This is a genomic window from Xanthomonas sp. NCPPB 4037 (genome assembly GCF_041475695.2).
Classification (GTDB): Bacteria; Pseudomonadota; Gammaproteobacteria; order Xanthomonadales; family Xanthomonadaceae; genus Xanthomonas; species Xanthomonas campestris.
The window spans coordinates 4,186,788-4,200,773 of sequence record NZ_CM191261.1 but is presented as its reverse complement, the minus strand read 5'-3'; the positions used below and the strand labels follow the sequence as shown (position 1 = coordinate 4,200,773).

General features: G+C 65.8%; 16 protein-coding genes and 1 other RNA gene. 8 read left to right on the top strand and 9 right to left on the bottom strand.

The window, feature by feature from the left end; translation table 11 throughout:
- Positions 1–146: 146 nt before the first annotated feature.
- The 4 genes from ACCQ01_RS18515 (at position 147) to fghA (ending at position 3,127) form a co-directional block, all read left to right on the top strand.
- A complete protein-coding gene (locus ACCQ01_RS18515; RefSeq protein ID WP_014508942.1) occupies positions 147–422 on the top strand; it encodes a metal/formaldehyde-sensitive transcriptional repressor in 276 nt (91 codons plus the stop codon).
- Between the two features lie 63 nt (positions 423–485).
- Entirely contained in the window at positions 486–1,595 is a 1,110-nt protein-coding gene (locus tag ACCQ01_RS18510) for an S-(hydroxymethyl)glutathione dehydrogenase/class III alcohol dehydrogenase (RefSeq protein WP_042597014.1), read from the top strand.
- Between the two features lie 66 nt (positions 1,596–1,661).
- Complete coding sequence (gene gfa / locus ACCQ01_RS18505) at positions 1,662–2,237, top strand: S-(hydroxymethyl)glutathione synthase (RefSeq protein WP_012437406.1); 576 nt, start codon at positions 1,662–1,664, stop codon at positions 2,235–2,237.
- Between the two features lie 59 nt (positions 2,238–2,296).
- Positions 2,297–3,127, top strand: coding sequence for an S-formylglutathione hydrolase (gene fghA, locus ACCQ01_RS18500; protein WP_228431267.1), 831 nt, complete (start codon positions 2,297–2,299; stop codon positions 3,125–3,127).
- Positions 3,128–3,131: 4 nt separating this feature from the next.
- Here the strand turns inward: fghA and ACCQ01_RS18495 are convergent.
- Both ACCQ01_RS18495 and ACCQ01_RS18490 read right to left on the bottom strand, forming a co-directional pair.
- A non-coding RNA gene (locus ACCQ01_RS18495) (sX9 sRNA) lies at positions 3,132–3,203 on the bottom strand.
- A gap of 318 nt (positions 3,204–3,521) precedes the next feature.
- Positions 3,522–4,931, bottom strand: a complete 1,410-nt coding sequence (locus tag ACCQ01_RS18490) for an aminotransferase-like domain-containing protein (protein ID WP_228431265.1) — start codon at positions 4,929–4,931, stop codon at positions 3,522–3,524.
- Positions 4,932–5,053: 122 nt separating this feature from the next.
- Between ACCQ01_RS18490 and ACCQ01_RS18485 the strand changes: the two genes are divergently transcribed.
- Positions 5,054–5,845, top strand: a complete 792-nt coding sequence (locus tag ACCQ01_RS18485) for a PhzF family phenazine biosynthesis protein (RefSeq protein ID WP_228431263.1) — start codon at positions 5,054–5,056, stop codon at positions 5,843–5,845.
- Positions 5,842–6,765: a DMT family transporter gene (locus ACCQ01_RS18480; protein WP_228431261.1), complete on the top strand. Its 924-nt coding sequence runs from the start codon at positions 5,842–5,844 to the stop codon at positions 6,763–6,765. The genes ACCQ01_RS18485 and ACCQ01_RS18480 overlap by 4 nt, the downstream gene beginning before the upstream one ends.
- A 154-nt stretch (positions 6,766–6,919) precedes the next feature.
- On the opposite strand, the gene ACCQ01_RS18475 is transcribed toward ACCQ01_RS18480, so the two are convergent.
- Positions 6,920–7,258 carry a hypothetical protein gene (locus ACCQ01_RS18475; protein ID WP_016944410.1) on the bottom strand — a complete coding sequence of 113 codons (339 nt, stop codon included), beginning with the start codon at positions 7,256–7,258 and terminating at the stop codon, positions 6,920–6,922.
- Between the two features lie 98 nt (positions 7,259–7,356).
- Positions 7,357–8,301 carry a DegV family protein gene (locus tag ACCQ01_RS18470; RefSeq protein WP_011038480.1) on the bottom strand — a complete coding sequence of 315 codons (945 nt, stop codon included), beginning with the start codon at positions 8,299–8,301 and terminating at the stop codon, positions 7,357–7,359.
- Positions 8,302–8,765: 464 nt separating this feature from the next.
- On the opposite strand from ACCQ01_RS18470, the gene ACCQ01_RS18465 reads away from it, so the two are divergent.
- Together ACCQ01_RS18465 and ACCQ01_RS18460 are read left to right on the top strand one after the other, a co-directional pair.
- Entirely contained in the window at positions 8,766–9,581 is an 816-nt protein-coding gene (locus ACCQ01_RS18465; RefSeq protein ID WP_011038479.1) for a GH12 family glycosyl hydrolase domain-containing protein, read from the top strand.
- A 291-nt stretch (positions 9,582–9,872) separates the two neighbouring features.
- Positions 9,873–10,073: a hypothetical protein gene (locus tag ACCQ01_RS18460; RefSeq protein WP_153065450.1), complete on the top strand. Its 201-nt coding sequence runs from the start codon at positions 9,873–9,875 to the stop codon at positions 10,071–10,073.
- A 62-nt stretch (positions 10,074–10,135) separates the two neighbouring features.
- Here the strand turns inward: ACCQ01_RS18460 and ACCQ01_RS18455 are convergent, their stop codons facing one another.
- The 5 genes from ACCQ01_RS18455 to ACCQ01_RS18435 form a co-directional block, all read right to left on the bottom strand.
- Positions 10,136–11,584: a rhamnogalacturonan lyase B N-terminal domain-containing protein gene (locus tag ACCQ01_RS18455; RefSeq protein ID WP_228431259.1), complete on the bottom strand. Its 1,449-nt coding sequence runs from the start codon at positions 11,582–11,584 to the stop codon at positions 10,136–10,138.
- Between the two features lie 205 nt (positions 11,585–11,789).
- The gene (locus tag ACCQ01_RS18450) at positions 11,790–12,161 is read right to left on the bottom strand and encodes a hypothetical protein (RefSeq protein ID WP_192883989.1); all 372 of its coding nucleotides are present in this window, start codon (positions 12,159–12,161) and stop codon (positions 11,790–11,792) included.
- A 1-nt stretch (position 12,162) separates the two neighbouring features.
- A complete protein-coding gene (locus tag ACCQ01_RS18445) occupies positions 12,163–12,966 on the bottom strand; it encodes a hypothetical protein (protein ID WP_228431257.1) in 804 nt (267 codons plus the stop codon).
- A 22-nt stretch (positions 12,967–12,988) separates the two neighbouring features.
- The gene (locus tag ACCQ01_RS18440) at positions 12,989–13,408 is read right to left on the bottom strand and encodes a ribosomal maturation YjgA family protein (RefSeq protein WP_115571856.1); all 420 of its coding nucleotides are present in this window, start codon (positions 13,406–13,408) and stop codon (positions 12,989–12,991) included.
- A complete protein-coding gene (locus ACCQ01_RS18435; RefSeq protein WP_228431255.1) occupies positions 13,405–13,971 on the bottom strand; it encodes a hypothetical protein in 567 nt (188 codons plus the stop codon). Before ACCQ01_RS18435 ends, ACCQ01_RS18440 begins: the two co-directional genes overlap by 4 nt.
- Between the last annotated feature and the right edge of the window lie 15 nt (positions 13,972–13,986).

Here is a 13,986-nt window from a genome sequence, read left to right as displayed (position 1 = left end):
AATTGTGGTGGTGGGGCATGACGTGCGCCTGCGCTGCGAAGAGAGACGCTTTGAATCGGCGCACTGCATCGTCTGTCATGCGGCGGTCATGGCTTTTTTGTTTTCGATCCATATACTACCCCCCAGTATCCGGAACGGGACCGTGCATGCCGCATTCGCCACAGGAGAAAAAGCGAGCGCTAGCGCGTGTGCGTCGGCTGCGTGGGCAGTGCGATGCACTTGAGCGCGCGCTGGAAATAGGCGCAGACTGCGCGCCAGTCCTGCAGCAGATCGCCGCGATCCGGGGGGCCGTCAACGGGCTGATGTCGCAGGTACTGGAGGCGCATATCCGTGAAGACTTCGGGCATGCCGCCGCGTCCGATGCGCAACGCGCCGAACGGGTGCAGGAATTGCTTGGCCTGGTCCGGTCCTATCTCAAATGAACTCCCACCGGGTCGGCATGCGCCGCGCCCGTCCTCGAACATCCTCGTCAGGAGCACTCATCCATGAAATCCCGTGCAGCAGTTGCATTCGGACCCGGCAAGCCGCTGGAAATCGTCGAGATCGACGTGGCACCGCCGCAGGCCGGCGAAGTGCTGGTCCGCATCACCCACACCGGCGTCTGCCACACCGACGCGTTCACGCTGTCAGGGGATGACCCGGAAGGCATTTTTCCGTCGGTGCTCGGGCACGAAGGTGGCGGCATCGTCGAGCAGATCGGCGAAGGTGTGACCAGCGTCAAAGTCGGTGATCACGTGATCCCGCTGTACACGGCCGAATGTCGCAAGTGCAAGTTCTGTCTGTCCGGCAAGACCAACCTGTGCCAGGCCGTGCGCGCAACCCAAGGCAAGGGCTTGATGCCCGATGGCACAACGCGCTTCTCCTACAACGGCGAGCCGATTTTCCACTACATGGGCTGCAGCACCTTCAGCGAATACACCGTGGTGCCGGAGATCTCGCTGGCCGTGGTGAATCCGGAAGCGCCGCTGGAAAAAGTCTGCCTGCTGGGCTGCGGCGTCACCACCGGTATCGGTGCCGTGCACAACACCGCCAAGGTCAAGCCCGGTGAGAGCGTGGCCGTGTTCGGGCTGGGCGGTATTGGTCTTGCGGTGATCCAGGGCGCGGTGCAGGCCAAGGCCGGGCGCATCCTGGCCATCGACACCAACCCGGGCAAGTTCGACCTGGCGCGCAGCATGGGCGCCACCGATTGCATCAACCCGAAGGATTACGACAAGCCGATCCAGGAAGTGATCGTCGAGTTGACCGATGGCGGCGTGGATTTCAGCTTCGAATGCATCGGCAACGTCAACGTGATGCGCTCGGCGCTGGAGTGCTGCCACAAGGGCTGGGGCGAGAGCGTCATCATCGGCGTGGCCGGTGCCGGCCAGGAAATCAGCACCCGCCCGTTCCAGCTGGTGACCGGCCGCGTGTGGCGCGGCTCGGCCTTCGGCGGCGTCAAGGGACGTACCCAATTGCCGGGCATGGTGGAGCAGTCGATGAAGGGCGAGATCGATCTGGATCCGTTCATCACCCACACCATGCCGCTGGAACAGATCAACGAAGCCTTCGACCTGATGCATGAAGGCAAGTCGATCCGCACCGTGATTCATTTCTGACCGGACGGCCAGGAGCGGCGCGCGGCCGCTTCCGCGCACGTGGGACCCGTAACCGGGAGGGGCATGATGGCTAACGTGTCGATTCACCCTGCAGTAGATGGTGGTGTTGTGCATGGCAGTACCGAAGGTTTTGCAGGGGGCACCCTGCAATGCCTGTGTGCCAGCGACAAGGTGACCGTGGACGTGGCATCGCAGAGCGCGCACAACCACGCCTGCGGCTGCAGCAAATGCTGGAAGCCGGAAGGCGCCAAGTTCTCGGTGGTGGCGGTTGCGCCACGCGACAAGGTCACCGTGACCGCGCATCCGGAGAAGCTCAAGATCGTCGACGAAAGCGCGACGATCCAGCGCCATGCCTGTACCGGTTGCGGCGTGCATCTGTATGGCCGGATCGAGAACAAGGACCATGCGTTCTATGGTCTGGACTTCATCCATACCGAGCTGTCGCAGCAGTCGGGATGGTCGCCGCCGGGCTTTGCCGCGTTCGTCTCGTCCATCATCGAAACCGGCACGCCGCCGGACCAGATGGATGGCGTGCGTGCGCGTCTCACCGAACTGGGCTTGACGCCGTACGACTGCCTGTCGCCAGCGCTGATGGATGCGCTGTCGACCAACGTGGCGCGTCACAAGGGCTTGTTGCACTGATGGTTCGATCCTGCGGCCGGTGATCCCGGCCGCAGGATTTTCTCTTCGCAAGGAATCCCATGGAACGCATCGAACACCGTGCCTGCTTCGGCGGCTGGCAAGACGTTTACCGGCACCACTCCACGAGCTTGGGCTGCGCCATGCAGGTGGGCGTGTATCTGCCGCCGCAGGCAGCTGACGGCCCCCTGCCAGTGCTGTACTGGCTGAGCGGGTTGACCTGCACCGAGCAGAACTTCATCAGCAAAGCCGGCGCTCAGCGCTATGCCGCCGAACACGGCGTGATCCTGGTGGCCCCGGATACCAGCCCGCGCGGTGACGATGTCGCCGATGCCGAGGGCTACGACATTGGCAAGGGTGCCGGCTTCTACGTGGATGCCACCGAGCAGCCATGGGCCGCGCATTACCGCATGTACGATTACGTGGTGAACGAACTGCCGGCATTGATCGAGGCCAGCTTCGCCACCACCGGCGCACGCGCCATCAGTGGCCATTCGATGGGCGGGCACGGCGCGCTGACCATTGCCTTGAAGAATCCAGGCCGCTATCGCAGCGTGTCGGCGTTTTCGCCGATCGTCGCACCGAGCCAGGTGCCGTGGGGCGAGAAGGCCTTCGGTCAGTACCTGGGCGACGATCGCGCGGCATGGAAGGCGTACGACGCCACAGCACTGATTGCACAGGCAGCCGAGCGCCTGCCGCTGCTGATTGACCAGGGCGATGCCGATGAATTCCTGGAAAACCAGCTGAAAACAAAGCTATTCGAAGATGCCGCCAAGACTGCGGGCTATCCGGTCACCGTGCGGTTGCAGCCCGGCTACGACCACAGCTATTACTTCATCGCCAGCTTCATCGGCGAGCATATTGCCCATCATGCGCGCGCGCTGAAAGGCTAAAAGCGGTTAACAGACGCAGCGAGCAATCGTCAGGTGGGTGCGGACGGTGCGGAGGAATCGGAAGGTACGGGTACATGCCGATCCGAGCACTGGCCGCAGCTCCCGCCTGGCAGTTGCGTCGTTGTTTTGATCGCTGCTCTCAGTGAGGCAGTGCCGGCGTGCTTGGTGTCGTAGTGGTTGCCGTGTCGCGCGCGCTGATGCGGTAAGGCGCCATTGCTAAATGCGGTGGCAATGCCGCAGTGTTGTCGCCCTGTGAGCCCTTGCTTTTGCTTCCCGCCGCGCATCGCCTCATGACTGCGGACGACGTTGATCACCTCCCAACCATCGACGCGCAGTACCTGCGAGCAGGTCAGGCGCTTGCCGGATTTCTGGCAACAACGCGTACGCCCGCCATTCAACGCGGGCGTTGCGCGGCCAGCCTCCCCAGCCGCCGCATGGCGCGGTCCAGTGTCTCGCTCCACGGCTGGCCGCAGGTCAGGCGCAGATGGTCGGCGTAGTCGCCGCGGCTGGAATACACCTGGCCGGGTGAGGTGCCGATGCCCTTGGCCAGCGCGGCTTCGAACAGCGTCTGGCCGCTGCCGCCATCGGGCAACTGCAGCCACAGCGACAATCCACCCGCTGGCTCGCCGATGCGCGTGCCGGGTGGCCAGTGCCGCACGATCGCATCGCGCAGGCGTTGACCGTTGTCGGCCAGCGTGCGGCGCAGCTTGCGCAGATGCCGCTCCAGATCGTGTTGCGCCAGGTAATCGGCCAGGGCCAGCTGCGGCAGGCTCGCGTTGCCGACGGTGGAGAAATACTTGGCGCGCACCAGCGCGTCGGTCCACGGCCCACCGAGCAGCCAGCCCACCCGCAGGCCGGGCGACAACACCTTGGAAAACGAGCCACAGGTGATGACGTTGGCGTGCGTGTCGAACTGCCGCAGCGGGCGTGGGCGCTGACCAGACCAGGCCAATTCGCCGTAGATATCGTCTTCGATCACCACCGTGCCATGCCGTGCGCAACTGTCCACTACGGCGCGCTTGGCGTGATCGGGGGTAAGGCTGCCTAGCGGATTGTTGAAGTTGGGCACCAGGATCGCGGCGCGTGCCGGCGTGCGTTGCAGCAGTGCATCCAGATGCGCGGCGTCCATGCCCAGACCTGCACGGTTGGGAACTTCCAGCACCTTCAGGCGCAGCGCGGCAACCGCTTGCAGGATGCCGTGGTAGGTGGGCGTCTCCACCACCACCACATCGCCTGGCGTGGTGATGGTGCGTAACGCCAGGCTGATTGCCTCCATCGCGCCAGCGGTGACCACCACTTCGTCTGCGTCCACGTTGGTGCCGCATTGCGCATACCGCAGCGCGATCTGCCGACGCAGCGCGGCGTGGCCCTGTGGAGGTGCATAGTCCAGTGCCGCAGTGCGCTGGCGGCGTAGCTGGCGCGACATCGCTGCGGCCAGCTGTGCGCCGGGCAGTAGCGCGGGCGCAGGCGTCGCCAGGTGCAGCGGCACCAGGTCGGTACGTGCGAGCAGGTCGAACACGCCCTGCAGGGCGGGATTGGCGATGACGCCCGGCGCGCGACGGCGCGGCGTGGGCGTGGCGGCCGGCAGTGGCGCGGCAGCGGCGCGCACAAAATAGCCGGAACGTGGCCGCGCCTGGACGCGGCCCTCGCGTTCCAGTTGCAGGCAAGCCTGCACGGCGGTGGCCGGGCTGATGCCATGGCTGGCGGCCAGCTGGCGGATCGAGGGCAGGCGTTCGCCGGCGCGCAGGGTGCCGCGCTCGATCTGGTGCCGCAGCTGTGTGGCCAGCGATTCGTAAAGCAGCATGGGTGCAGTGCCCAAATCTGTATTGGTCTGTTTGTAGCGTATCTGAATCTGTCCTGGTTGCGCATCGCGTCGCAGACTGGCTGTGCCGGGCGACCTGCCCGGTCTTCCGGCGAGGTTGCAACGTGCTGCTTTCCCTGTTCGTGGTCGATGCGTTTACGTGTGTGCGTTTCAAGGGCAACCCTGCGGCGGTGGTGCCATTGCAGGCATGGTTACCGGTGCCGGTGATGCAGGCGATCGCTGCCGAAAACAATCTGTCGGAAACCGCGTTCTTTGTGCGCGATCACGCCGGCGTCTTCGACATCCGTTGGTTCTCGCCGTTGAAGGAAGTCGGCTTCTGCGGCCATGCGACGCTGGCAAGTGCGTACGTCATTGCGCGCCAGCAGCTGGCACCGTTTGCGTTGCGGCTGCGCGCCCCGGCGGTCGGTGAGATCGGTGTGGAGCAGGTGGACGAAGCTACGTTCGAGATGTGCTTTCCCAATCAGCTGCCGACCCTGGTCACGCAGGTCCCGGCGCCACTGCTGGCCGCGTTGTCGATCGCACCGCAGGCGGTGTATGCCAACGCACAGGCCTACATCGCGGTGTACGCGGACGAGCAGCAGGTGCGTGCCGTGGTGCCCGACCTGGCGCAGATGCTGGCGTTGGCGCCACGCGATGTGGCCATCACCGCCCCGGGAACCACGCATGACCTGGTGTCGCGCTATTTCTGGCCGGCCAATGGCGGAGCGGAGGACCCTGTCACCGGGTCGATCCATGCAGCGCTGGCACCGTTGTGGGCGCGCACGCTTGGAAAGACCGATCTGCGCGCGCTGCAGGCCTCGGCACGTGGCGGTGAGCTGGCGTGTCGTGTCACGCCGGCGCATGTCTACGTGCGTGGCAGCGCCGTGCAGTATCTGCGTGGGGAGATCACGCTATGAGCGTTGCAGCTGCACCACCGGTGGCGGCGTCGCGCCGCGCAATCTGGCAGCTGCTGTTGGCCGAAGTGTTGATCGGCTCGGTTGGCGTCTTCGTGCATGAAAGCGGCCAGGACCCTGTGACGGCGGTGTTTTACCGCTGCCTGTTTGGCGCACTGTTTCTCACTGTCTGCGGGGTGCTTGGTGGGCACTTGCGTGGGCTATGGCGGGAGCGCCGCCTGCTACGCGATGCGACCATCAGCGGCGTGCTGCTGGTATTGAACTGGGTGGCGCTGTTTGCCGGCATGGCGCGCTCGTCGATCGGTGTGGCCACCATGGTGTATCACGTGTTTCCGTTCGTGATGCTGATCCTGGCGGCGGTGGTGCAGGGCGAACGCACGCGTCGCGCCGATCTGGGCTGGACGCTGCTTGCCTTCATCGGGGTGGCGTGTTCGGCAGACCCATTGCGGTTGTGGCAGTCCGCCGACCGCAGCTATCTGCTGGGCATCGGGCTGACGCTGCTGGCGGCGCTGCTCTGTGGCGCTTCGCTACTGATGTCCCGACGCATCGGCCGTGAGCGGCCGTTGGCGGTGGTCACCGTGCAGTGCTGGGTCGGGACGCTGCTGCTTATAGGGTTTTCCAGCAGCGCTGCGCTGCATCCGGGCCTGCATTGGGCCTGGCTGGTGGGCCTGGGCGTGATCCACAGCGGCATTGTCTACGTGCTGTTCTATTCGTCGTACCGCCATCTGCATGTGGCCACCATTGCGGTGCTGGCCTTCGTGTATCCACTGGTGACGCTGCTGCTGGATTACCTGCTGTACGGCCACGCGCTGGCACCGGTGCAATGGCTGGGCCTGGGCCTGATCGTCTGCGGCACGCTGGCGGTGAATCTGAAATGGCGCTGGCCGCGGTGGGCCGTTGGCAAGGCAGTGCTGCAGCGGTAACGCGCGCTGGCGATGAGGAGTAGTCAGTCATTTCGCTCGCATGCTGGAGCGGAATGCGATCTGCGGCGTGCGTAGTGCTGCGCCATAGTGTCTTGAAGGCCGCACCGGTTTGCGCAACACGATCGTTCGCGCAAACCGGCACGTCATCTACGCGTCAACGGACGTCGCGCAGTTCCCAGTGATGGCCGGCCAGGGCCTGCATACGCTGCTTGAGCAGGTCGCCGGGGATGCTGGTGGTGGCCACCAGGTCGATGCGCAGGTCGCCCTGCTTGCCGGTCACGGTGGCCGCCGGGTCGGTGACGCCCAGGCTGGGGTCCACCTCGTCCGGGTCGGCCTGCAGCTGGCGCCAGCGGTCGAACCAGGCCGGGTCGCGCAGGGCAGCCTGCAACTGTTCGGCAAAGGCCTCCGCACCGTTGGCGCTGAAGCTCACCGCCGGCGCGCTGCCGCGGGCGAGCTTGGGGTCGGGCAGGCTGATCGAATAGCTGACAGGCATGGGCACACACTCGGATGACAGGTGCCGGGCACCTTATGCCAGCAGCGGTGAGTGCGTCGTCGAGGCCTGCTGCCGTGTGCTGGCGTGCAGGCGCACGTCTATGCCGAGAAGCTGTGCGGCTCGGCGGCGAAGGCCACCGCTAACGCGCCCTTGCCGACGTTGACCATGCCGGTCAGGCTCATCACGCTCTCGAACAGCTCCACGCCCTGCGTCTGGCAGGCGGCCTGCAATGCGGCATAGCCCGGCAGCGCGTGCAGTTCGGCAAGTTCGCCGCCATAGCCCACGCACACGGTAGGCGTCATCAGCCCTTCGCGGAGCTTGCGCACGGTGAAAGCGAACAGCTTTTCGGCCGAGGGTTCGAAGCCCTTGAGCTTGGCCACCGGCTCGGTGACGCCACGGTAGGCGCGCAGCACCGGCTTGATGTCCAGCGCGCTGCCCAGCGCTGCGCCGATCAGACCCACGCTGCGATCGCCCTTGGTGCGCGCACGCGCACGCAGGTAGTAGAGATCGCGCGGAATCATGTAGCCATAGGTGTGCTCGGCCAATTGCTCGAGCCGGGCGCGGATCGGCGCCACGCCCAGGCCTTGCGCACGCAGGCGTACCGCTTCCACCGCAGTGATGCCCTGGCCTGCGAACAGGTTCAGCGTGTCGATCACCCGCAGCGCGAACGGCGAGGTGTGCCCGGCCGCCTGCCGCACCGGCTTGTAGTCGTTGAGAATCGCAAAGCTCGCCTGGGTGGCGTTGTCGAAGATCTGGCTGCGCAGCTTGGAGATGGTCAGGCAGAACACGTGGTCGTAATCGATGACCAGCCGCTGCAGGAACAGGTCGCGGATCTGGTTGACCGAAAACGGCGTGGTCTCTGCCTCATGGCCGCGCTCGGCCACGTGCGCGTGCAGGAAGCTCAAGGTGGCTTCCTCATCGCGATGGTCTGCCAGCACGGCTTCGCCGATACGCACGCTGATTGGCAGCACGATGACGTTGTTGCGTTGGATGAAGTCCTGCGGCAAGTCGCACGCACTGTCCACCACGATTCCGATGCGCATCGTCGCCCCCTCCGGCTGTTGCGTCGTCTCTGGATGTGAACGCTATCGCAAATCGGGCGCGAGGCGAAGGGCATTGGTCGGAAGGCGTGTGGGGACGGGTTCGGCGGCAGCGTCGCCGGGGTCTGCGGGATGGCCCAGGCACGCTGAGCACAGCACCTGTCCAGGCACTGCACGGCGCCAGTGCGCCGTCGCCCGATGTGGCAACGCAGCAATCGCCCTCACCAAGGCCGCCGCCACCTGACTGGGATGCGCTGGCACGGCAGCATGCCGACGACGAACTGAGGACGGGCGCACGCCCCGATTGCCGGGTAGCGCCCGCTATCGTGCGGGCATCTGCTGGCCCCCAGGTTTCGCTATAGCTCCTAGTGACGCGGCGCTGCTAGGGTCCCGCTGCGATCGCTGCCAGGCAGCGGTCCCGACGCCGCAACGGTGGCGTCGCGCGCTGAATCCAAGGGAGACACCACATGCAGCAGACTCAACATCGCATCCTCGACCAGGCCACTGCGCAGGCGCCCACCACACGGCGGCGTGCCTCGCGCTGGTGGAAGGCCGCCCTGACCCTCGGGCTGGTGGCGCTGGCGCCGGTCGCGCTGGCCGGGCCGTACAAGATCTTCGGCAACCACTACGCGTGGGTAAACAACTTCAACGACCCCAACAACATCATCCAGGGCACGTTCGGCACCGGCAGCACGCCGGAGCTCACCGTTACCTTCAACTTCGCCGACTACAACCTCTACGGGTATCCGGCGATCGTGCGCGGCTGGCATTACGACTGGAACCCCACCAGCGACACGTTGTTTCCGAAGCAGATCTCCTCGATCAGCTCGATCCCGATGAAGTTCAGCTACAGCGCAGGTGGCACCAACCTGGCGGGCGATTTCGCCTACGACATCTTCTTCCGCTGGGATACGGCCAAAGGCAATCCGCAGCTGGAAGTGATGATCTGGGGCGACCACAACTCCTGGCCGATCGGCACGCTGACCGCGAGCAAGGTGATCACCGCTGGCGGGCGCACCTTTGATCTGTGGGAAGGCTTCAACTCCGGTGCGGGCTATTACGTCTACACCTTCATCCCGACCGGAACCGCAGGGCAGGCCACGCTGAAGACCAGCGGCAGCCTCAACGTGGATGCCAAGCCGTTCCTCAACTGGTTGCAGACCAACCGCTCGAAGGATGGCCGCTACAACAACAGCATGTATTTGCATGCGGCCGAAGCCGGTTTCGAAGTGGTGCGCGGCAATGGCTGGGCCAAGGTCAGCGCCACGATGGACGCCAAGTAACAGCGGCGATCAGCGCGGCTGCATAGTTGCGGCTGGCGCGGGCGGTGCTGGCCCGGGCGGTGTTGATCACTGCTAGGTAGACGCAGTAATCCAAGGCGCGGTACACCCCATGGGTGTGCCGCGCTTTTTGCTGCGCGCTAGCGTGGCGCAGCTCGCGCAGTCATGCCGTGCGCGTGAAGCCGCATGTGGATGCTCACCTTGATGAGGGCTTACTGGATAGATTGATCGGCGTATCGCCTGCCACTACGTGTGCAGCAGTAAGCACGTCGTCCATAACTCATTGGAGGACACGTGCAAACATACGCAGGCGCAGGTCGCTCATTCCGACATGCCCTGCAGGCGGCGCGCATCAAGACCTTTCCGGACAGAGTGCAGGCCGTGCGCAATGGCGATGGCCGCTACAGCAACGCCTTGTATCTGCAAGTGGTGGACGATGCATTAGAAGTTACCGCAGCGCTAGCGCGTCGCTTGGCGGTGGCATCCGCCAACTGATGCAGTGCACCGCACACCACGCGTTCTGCCGTGCGCTATGCGGGCACCCGCACGTGGCGTGATTACGGTGCGACCAGCTGCACGCTGTCGTAGACGATGGCCGGGCTGAGGAAGCCATTGTCCGGCGACCCCGAGGCCAGGCTGATGGCGATCCGGTTGCTGCCGGCCTGCAGCGCCGTCGCTGGGATATCCACTTCATACAGCGTGTTGTTGCCGCGTGTGGTGCCACGGGTGATGCCGCGCGTCTTGGGTTGATTCGGTGCAGCGGGGACGGGGCCGTTCCAGCGTGCGTTGACGGTGATCTGCGGGCGCGCACTGACCTGCGCCAACGGCACGAAGATGCGCAGGCGATAGCTGCGCACTTCGCTGCTGCTCAAGCTAAACACGATCTGCGTGGGCGTGTTGATCCCGCGCCACTGCACCGCCGGAAAGCTGCCCACGCTGCTTGATCCCACCGTGTAGGTGACCGGTGCCCAGCGCATGCGCGCATCGGACGGATGCGCGCGCGGCAGCAGGTCCGCGTACTGGAAGCCGCCGGGCGTGCCATCGGGAACGCCGATCTGCCACTTCACCGCGCCGGGCAAGCTCACCGCCTGCAGCGCGGCCTGTGCGGTGGCGCCGGCAAACACCTCGACATCGCGTTGCGCCACCTCCAGCTCGTGTTGATACAGCGTCATGCGGTAGCGGCCCGGGCGTACGCCGCTGATCTGGTAGTCGCCGCTGCCAGTGGCCGTGGCCCAGTATTGCGCCTGAGCGTTGCGCAAGCCGACCACTGCCGGCTGCCCCGCCAGCACGCCGCTCACGCGCCCGGCAAGCGTGCCGCGCCCGTCCGCGGCCAGGTAGCCGCTCAAGCCCAGGCTGGCATCGATGAAGTCGGTGCTGGTCTGTGCTGAGGAAGGCGCACCGCCGTCGGTGAACAACAGGCCGTACACGCCGTGCAATCCGCCGCTCACGCCGTGCAACGGGTCTTCGAGCATGCGCCGGGCCGAGTAGAACTTGGAGCTGGTCCGCCCATCCGGCAGCAGGAACACGTCTTCGCCTTCAATCGCAGTGCCGACGCTGGAATCCGGTTCCTGCAACGCGTTCGGCAGCTTGGCCACGTTCAAGCGGGCGATGAAGCGCAGCTCGCCCACCGGTAGCAAGCTGGGCGCGGAGGTGGCCATGTAGATGGCATTACGGCCCTTGCGCGCGATGTAGTACTGGGTGAGGTCGCCGGCCTTGGCCGTGACCACGATGGCACCGCCCACCACGCGCGCCTCCACGCTGGCGGTGCCTAGCCCGGAGGCGATATGCGAGCCCTTGGATTCGGTGGTCTGCAGTTCGTTGCCGCGGTAGCGCATCGACACGAGATCGCCGTTGCTGGCATTGACCGAAAACAGCAGTTCGGCGCCGGTATCCACCACGATGCGGTCGCCACTGCGGGTGATGCCGAAGGCGGCGGATGCGGGCACGACGACGCCGGCGTAGAGCACAAGCGCACAGGCCAGCGTGCGCAGCGGGATGCGATGCATGTCGATCTCCGTAACGAGCAAGGCGCGGTGCGCCGATGCGCGATGCTAGGCGGGCGCGGCTGCAGCGGCGATAACCGCAGCCCAGGAGCGTGCGCTGGGTTCACGCCCGGTACGCGAAGCGCAGTGCAGGTCACGCTCGCGGTGCGACCGGCATGCATCGCCGCTTGGCGCGCAGGCCGCCGGCTGCGCAGAACCGGCGGTGAGGCTACGGCAATGGCGGCGGTGTGGCGGCCTGGCGCTTTGCATCGCAGGCCGCCTGGATGGCGCGCATCCACTGGTCGCGTTTGCCAAGCACGAAGCGGTGCTCGCTGCCATCGGCCAGCTGCACCGCCAGCGAATTGGGTGCCAGCGGCAGCAAGCCGAGCAGGCGCGTCCAGCACAACTGCAGCGATGCGATCTGCAGCAGCATGATGGTCAGTGACTGGGTCTGGATATTGAAGGCATGCGGCTGGAAGTGCAGCGCATCGGCGGTCAGGATCAGCCGCCCGCCCACCGTTTCCAGGCCGCGTTGCAGATTGGCGGGCGCCTGCTGCAGGACACGCTGTTGAATCGACCCCGTCGTGCTGCCCTGGAACATGTCATTGCTCCGTGGGCGCGCTCGCGCAGTCGCGACGTGGCTGCCATTGCCAGCGGCCGGCCTGCTCGACCAGGCGCACCTGCCACTGCTGCGTCTCATCGCTCAGGCAGGTGGCAGTGGCCCGCAGCTGCTGCGCGGTGCTCCACTGCGGTGCGTCCAGCGTGGCGATGATGCCGGGCTCGGCAGCGTCGTCGCTGAGCAAGGCATTGGTCGTGGACGCAAGCTGCTTTCCGCCGATGCTCAGCACCTGCCACTCCTCGCCATCCATGCCATCGGGCTGCGCGGTGGCCAGATAGCGGCTGTGGTCTGGCGCGATCACCACGCGCAGGCCGCCCGGCGTCTGCGTGCCGGTGCGTGCGTCGATCAAGGTGCCGGCGAAGGTGCCGCCGTCGCGATGCTGCAGCAGCAGGTAGTCATCGCGCCGATCACAAAAGCGGTAGTCCTCGCCCTCCAGCGGTTCGTCGAAGGGCGCGGTGTCGGCAAAGACCTGCACGCCGGCCGGCGTGGTGACCTGCAGGCGATGCGCGGACACCCGTTGCACCATGCCGCCACCGCGTGCGGCGATGGCACTGGCTTCCTGCGCGGGGTCGTCGCCTTCCGCGCAGCCCAGCGCGAGCGATGCGCCTTCGACTGGCGTTGCTGCTGCGGCGGGTGTTGCCGGCGCACTGGTCGCCGATGTGGTCGGCGTCGCTGCCGAAGGCGATGGTGCGGGAGCAGGCGCGGGCGCACGCTCACAGCCGGCCAGCGCAAGCAGCGTACAGAGGGCGGTGATGCGTGTCAGCGCCGTGGTCATCGAACCGGCCATTCGTGTCTCCAGAAAAAGTGACTCACTGCTGCGCTGCATGATGCGATGCACGCATGACACGGCGACGCAGCAATACGTCGCAGCCGTAGGCAAGCAGCCCGCCGATCAGATACATCACCAGGTCGTGCAGCGTGGCGGTGTTGCCAAGTGCGATGTAAGCGGCGCTGCCGGGGCGCAGACCAAGCCGGTCGGCCAGGTGCACGGCCTGCAGCCCTTCGATCAGCATGCCGATGGCAATCGCCAGCACGCCTGCCCACCGCGGCGGGCAGGCGAACACACCGCGCAGGCCGCAATACACCAACGCCACCGCCAACACGTCGCCCAGGCTGCCGCGCACCCATGGCCCGCCGATCCAGCCGGCGGCGATGGCCACTTCGGTCAAGAAGATGGCCGCCGCGATGAGTAGGTAGGCGGCGCGGGTCCGTCGCGGCATGCTGCTCATCGGGCAGTCTCTGCGGCGCGTTTGCGGCCGATGGTGAAGCTGGTGCTGAGCGGAATGCTGACCCCGCGCTGGCGGTCATTGACGGTGACCTGTACCTGCCAGCGGCCCGGCGGGTCGTCGGCTTCGGCTTCCACATGCAGGCTAGCCTGAGCCATGTACACATTGCGTGGGTCGCCGCTGAGTTCGCCCTGCAGGCAGGGCGTATCGGTGGTGTCCTGCACGAGGTGCCCGGTCGGGTCGATGATGCGGATGTTGCACACCACGTCGGTATGCCGCTGCGCATCCAGGCCCGGGTTGGAGAGCAGGATCAGCATGAACAACACCTCGCCGGTAGCGAGGTGATCCACCTCATTGAAGTGCGGTGTGGTGTCGCTGGGCGTATTCCATTTCTGTTGCCAGTCCGCATCGGGGGTCAGCAGCAGGCTGGCGCCCAGGTCCTGCACCGCCTTGCGGCTGGAGGAATTGGGAATCGGTTGGCCTTGCGTATCGATCCAGCCGGATTGGGCGCTGGCCAGCAGCGGCAGCAGCAACAACGACAACGGCAGTGTGCGCATCAGGCGCATGGGCAATCCTTTGCG

What these genes read in the sequence shown, in the direction of transcription:
- ACCQ01_RS18515 (WP_014508942.1), top strand. Translation starts at nt 147, where the DNA reads ATGCCGCATTCGCCACAGGAGAAAAAGCGAGCGCTAGCGCGTGTGCGT.
- ACCQ01_RS18510 (WP_042597014.1), top strand. Translation starts at nt 486, where the DNA reads ATGAAATCCCGTGCAGCAGTTGCATTCGGACCCGGCAAGCCGCTGGAA.
- gfa (WP_012437406.1), top strand. Translation starts at nt 1,662, where the DNA reads ATGGCTAACGTGTCGATTCACCCTGCAGTAGATGGTGGTGTTGTGCAT.
- fghA (WP_228431267.1), top strand. Translation starts at nt 2,297, where the DNA reads ATGGAACGCATCGAACACCGTGCCTGCTTCGGCGGCTGGCAAGACGTT.
- ACCQ01_RS18490 (WP_228431265.1), bottom strand. Translation starts at nt 4,931, where the DNA reads ATGCTGCTTTACGAATCGCTGGCCACACAGCTGCGGCACCAGATCGAG.
- ACCQ01_RS18480 (WP_228431261.1), top strand. Translation starts at nt 5,842, where the DNA reads ATGAGCGTTGCAGCTGCACCACCGGTGGCGGCGTCGCGCCGCGCAATC.
- ACCQ01_RS18475 (WP_016944410.1), bottom strand. Translation starts at nt 7,258, where the DNA reads ATGCCTGTCAGCTATTCGATCAGCCTGCCCGACCCCAAGCTCGCCCGC.
- ACCQ01_RS18470 (WP_011038480.1), bottom strand. Translation starts at nt 8,301, where the DNA reads ATGCGCATCGGAATCGTGGTGGACAGTGCGTGCGACTTGCCGCAGGAC.
- ACCQ01_RS18465 (WP_011038479.1), top strand. Translation starts at nt 8,766, where the DNA reads ATGCAGCAGACTCAACATCGCATCCTCGACCAGGCCACTGCGCAGGCG.
- ACCQ01_RS18455 (WP_228431259.1), bottom strand. Translation starts at nt 11,584, where the DNA reads ATGCATCGCATCCCGCTGCGCACGCTGGCCTGTGCGCTTGTGCTCTAC.
- ACCQ01_RS18450 (WP_192883989.1), bottom strand. Translation starts at nt 12,161, where the DNA reads ATGTTCCAGGGCAGCACGACGGGGTCGATTCAACAGCGTGTCCTGCAG.
- ACCQ01_RS18445 (WP_228431257.1), bottom strand. Translation starts at nt 12,966, where the DNA reads ATGGCCGGTTCGATGACCACGGCGCTGACACGCATCACCGCCCTCTGT.
- ACCQ01_RS18440 (WP_115571856.1), bottom strand. Translation starts at nt 13,408, where the DNA reads ATGAGCAGCATGCCGCGACGGACCCGCGCCGCCTACCTACTCATCGCG.
- ACCQ01_RS18435 (WP_228431255.1), bottom strand. Translation starts at nt 13,971, where the DNA reads ATGCGCCTGATGCGCACACTGCCGTTGTCGTTGTTGCTGCTGCCGCTG.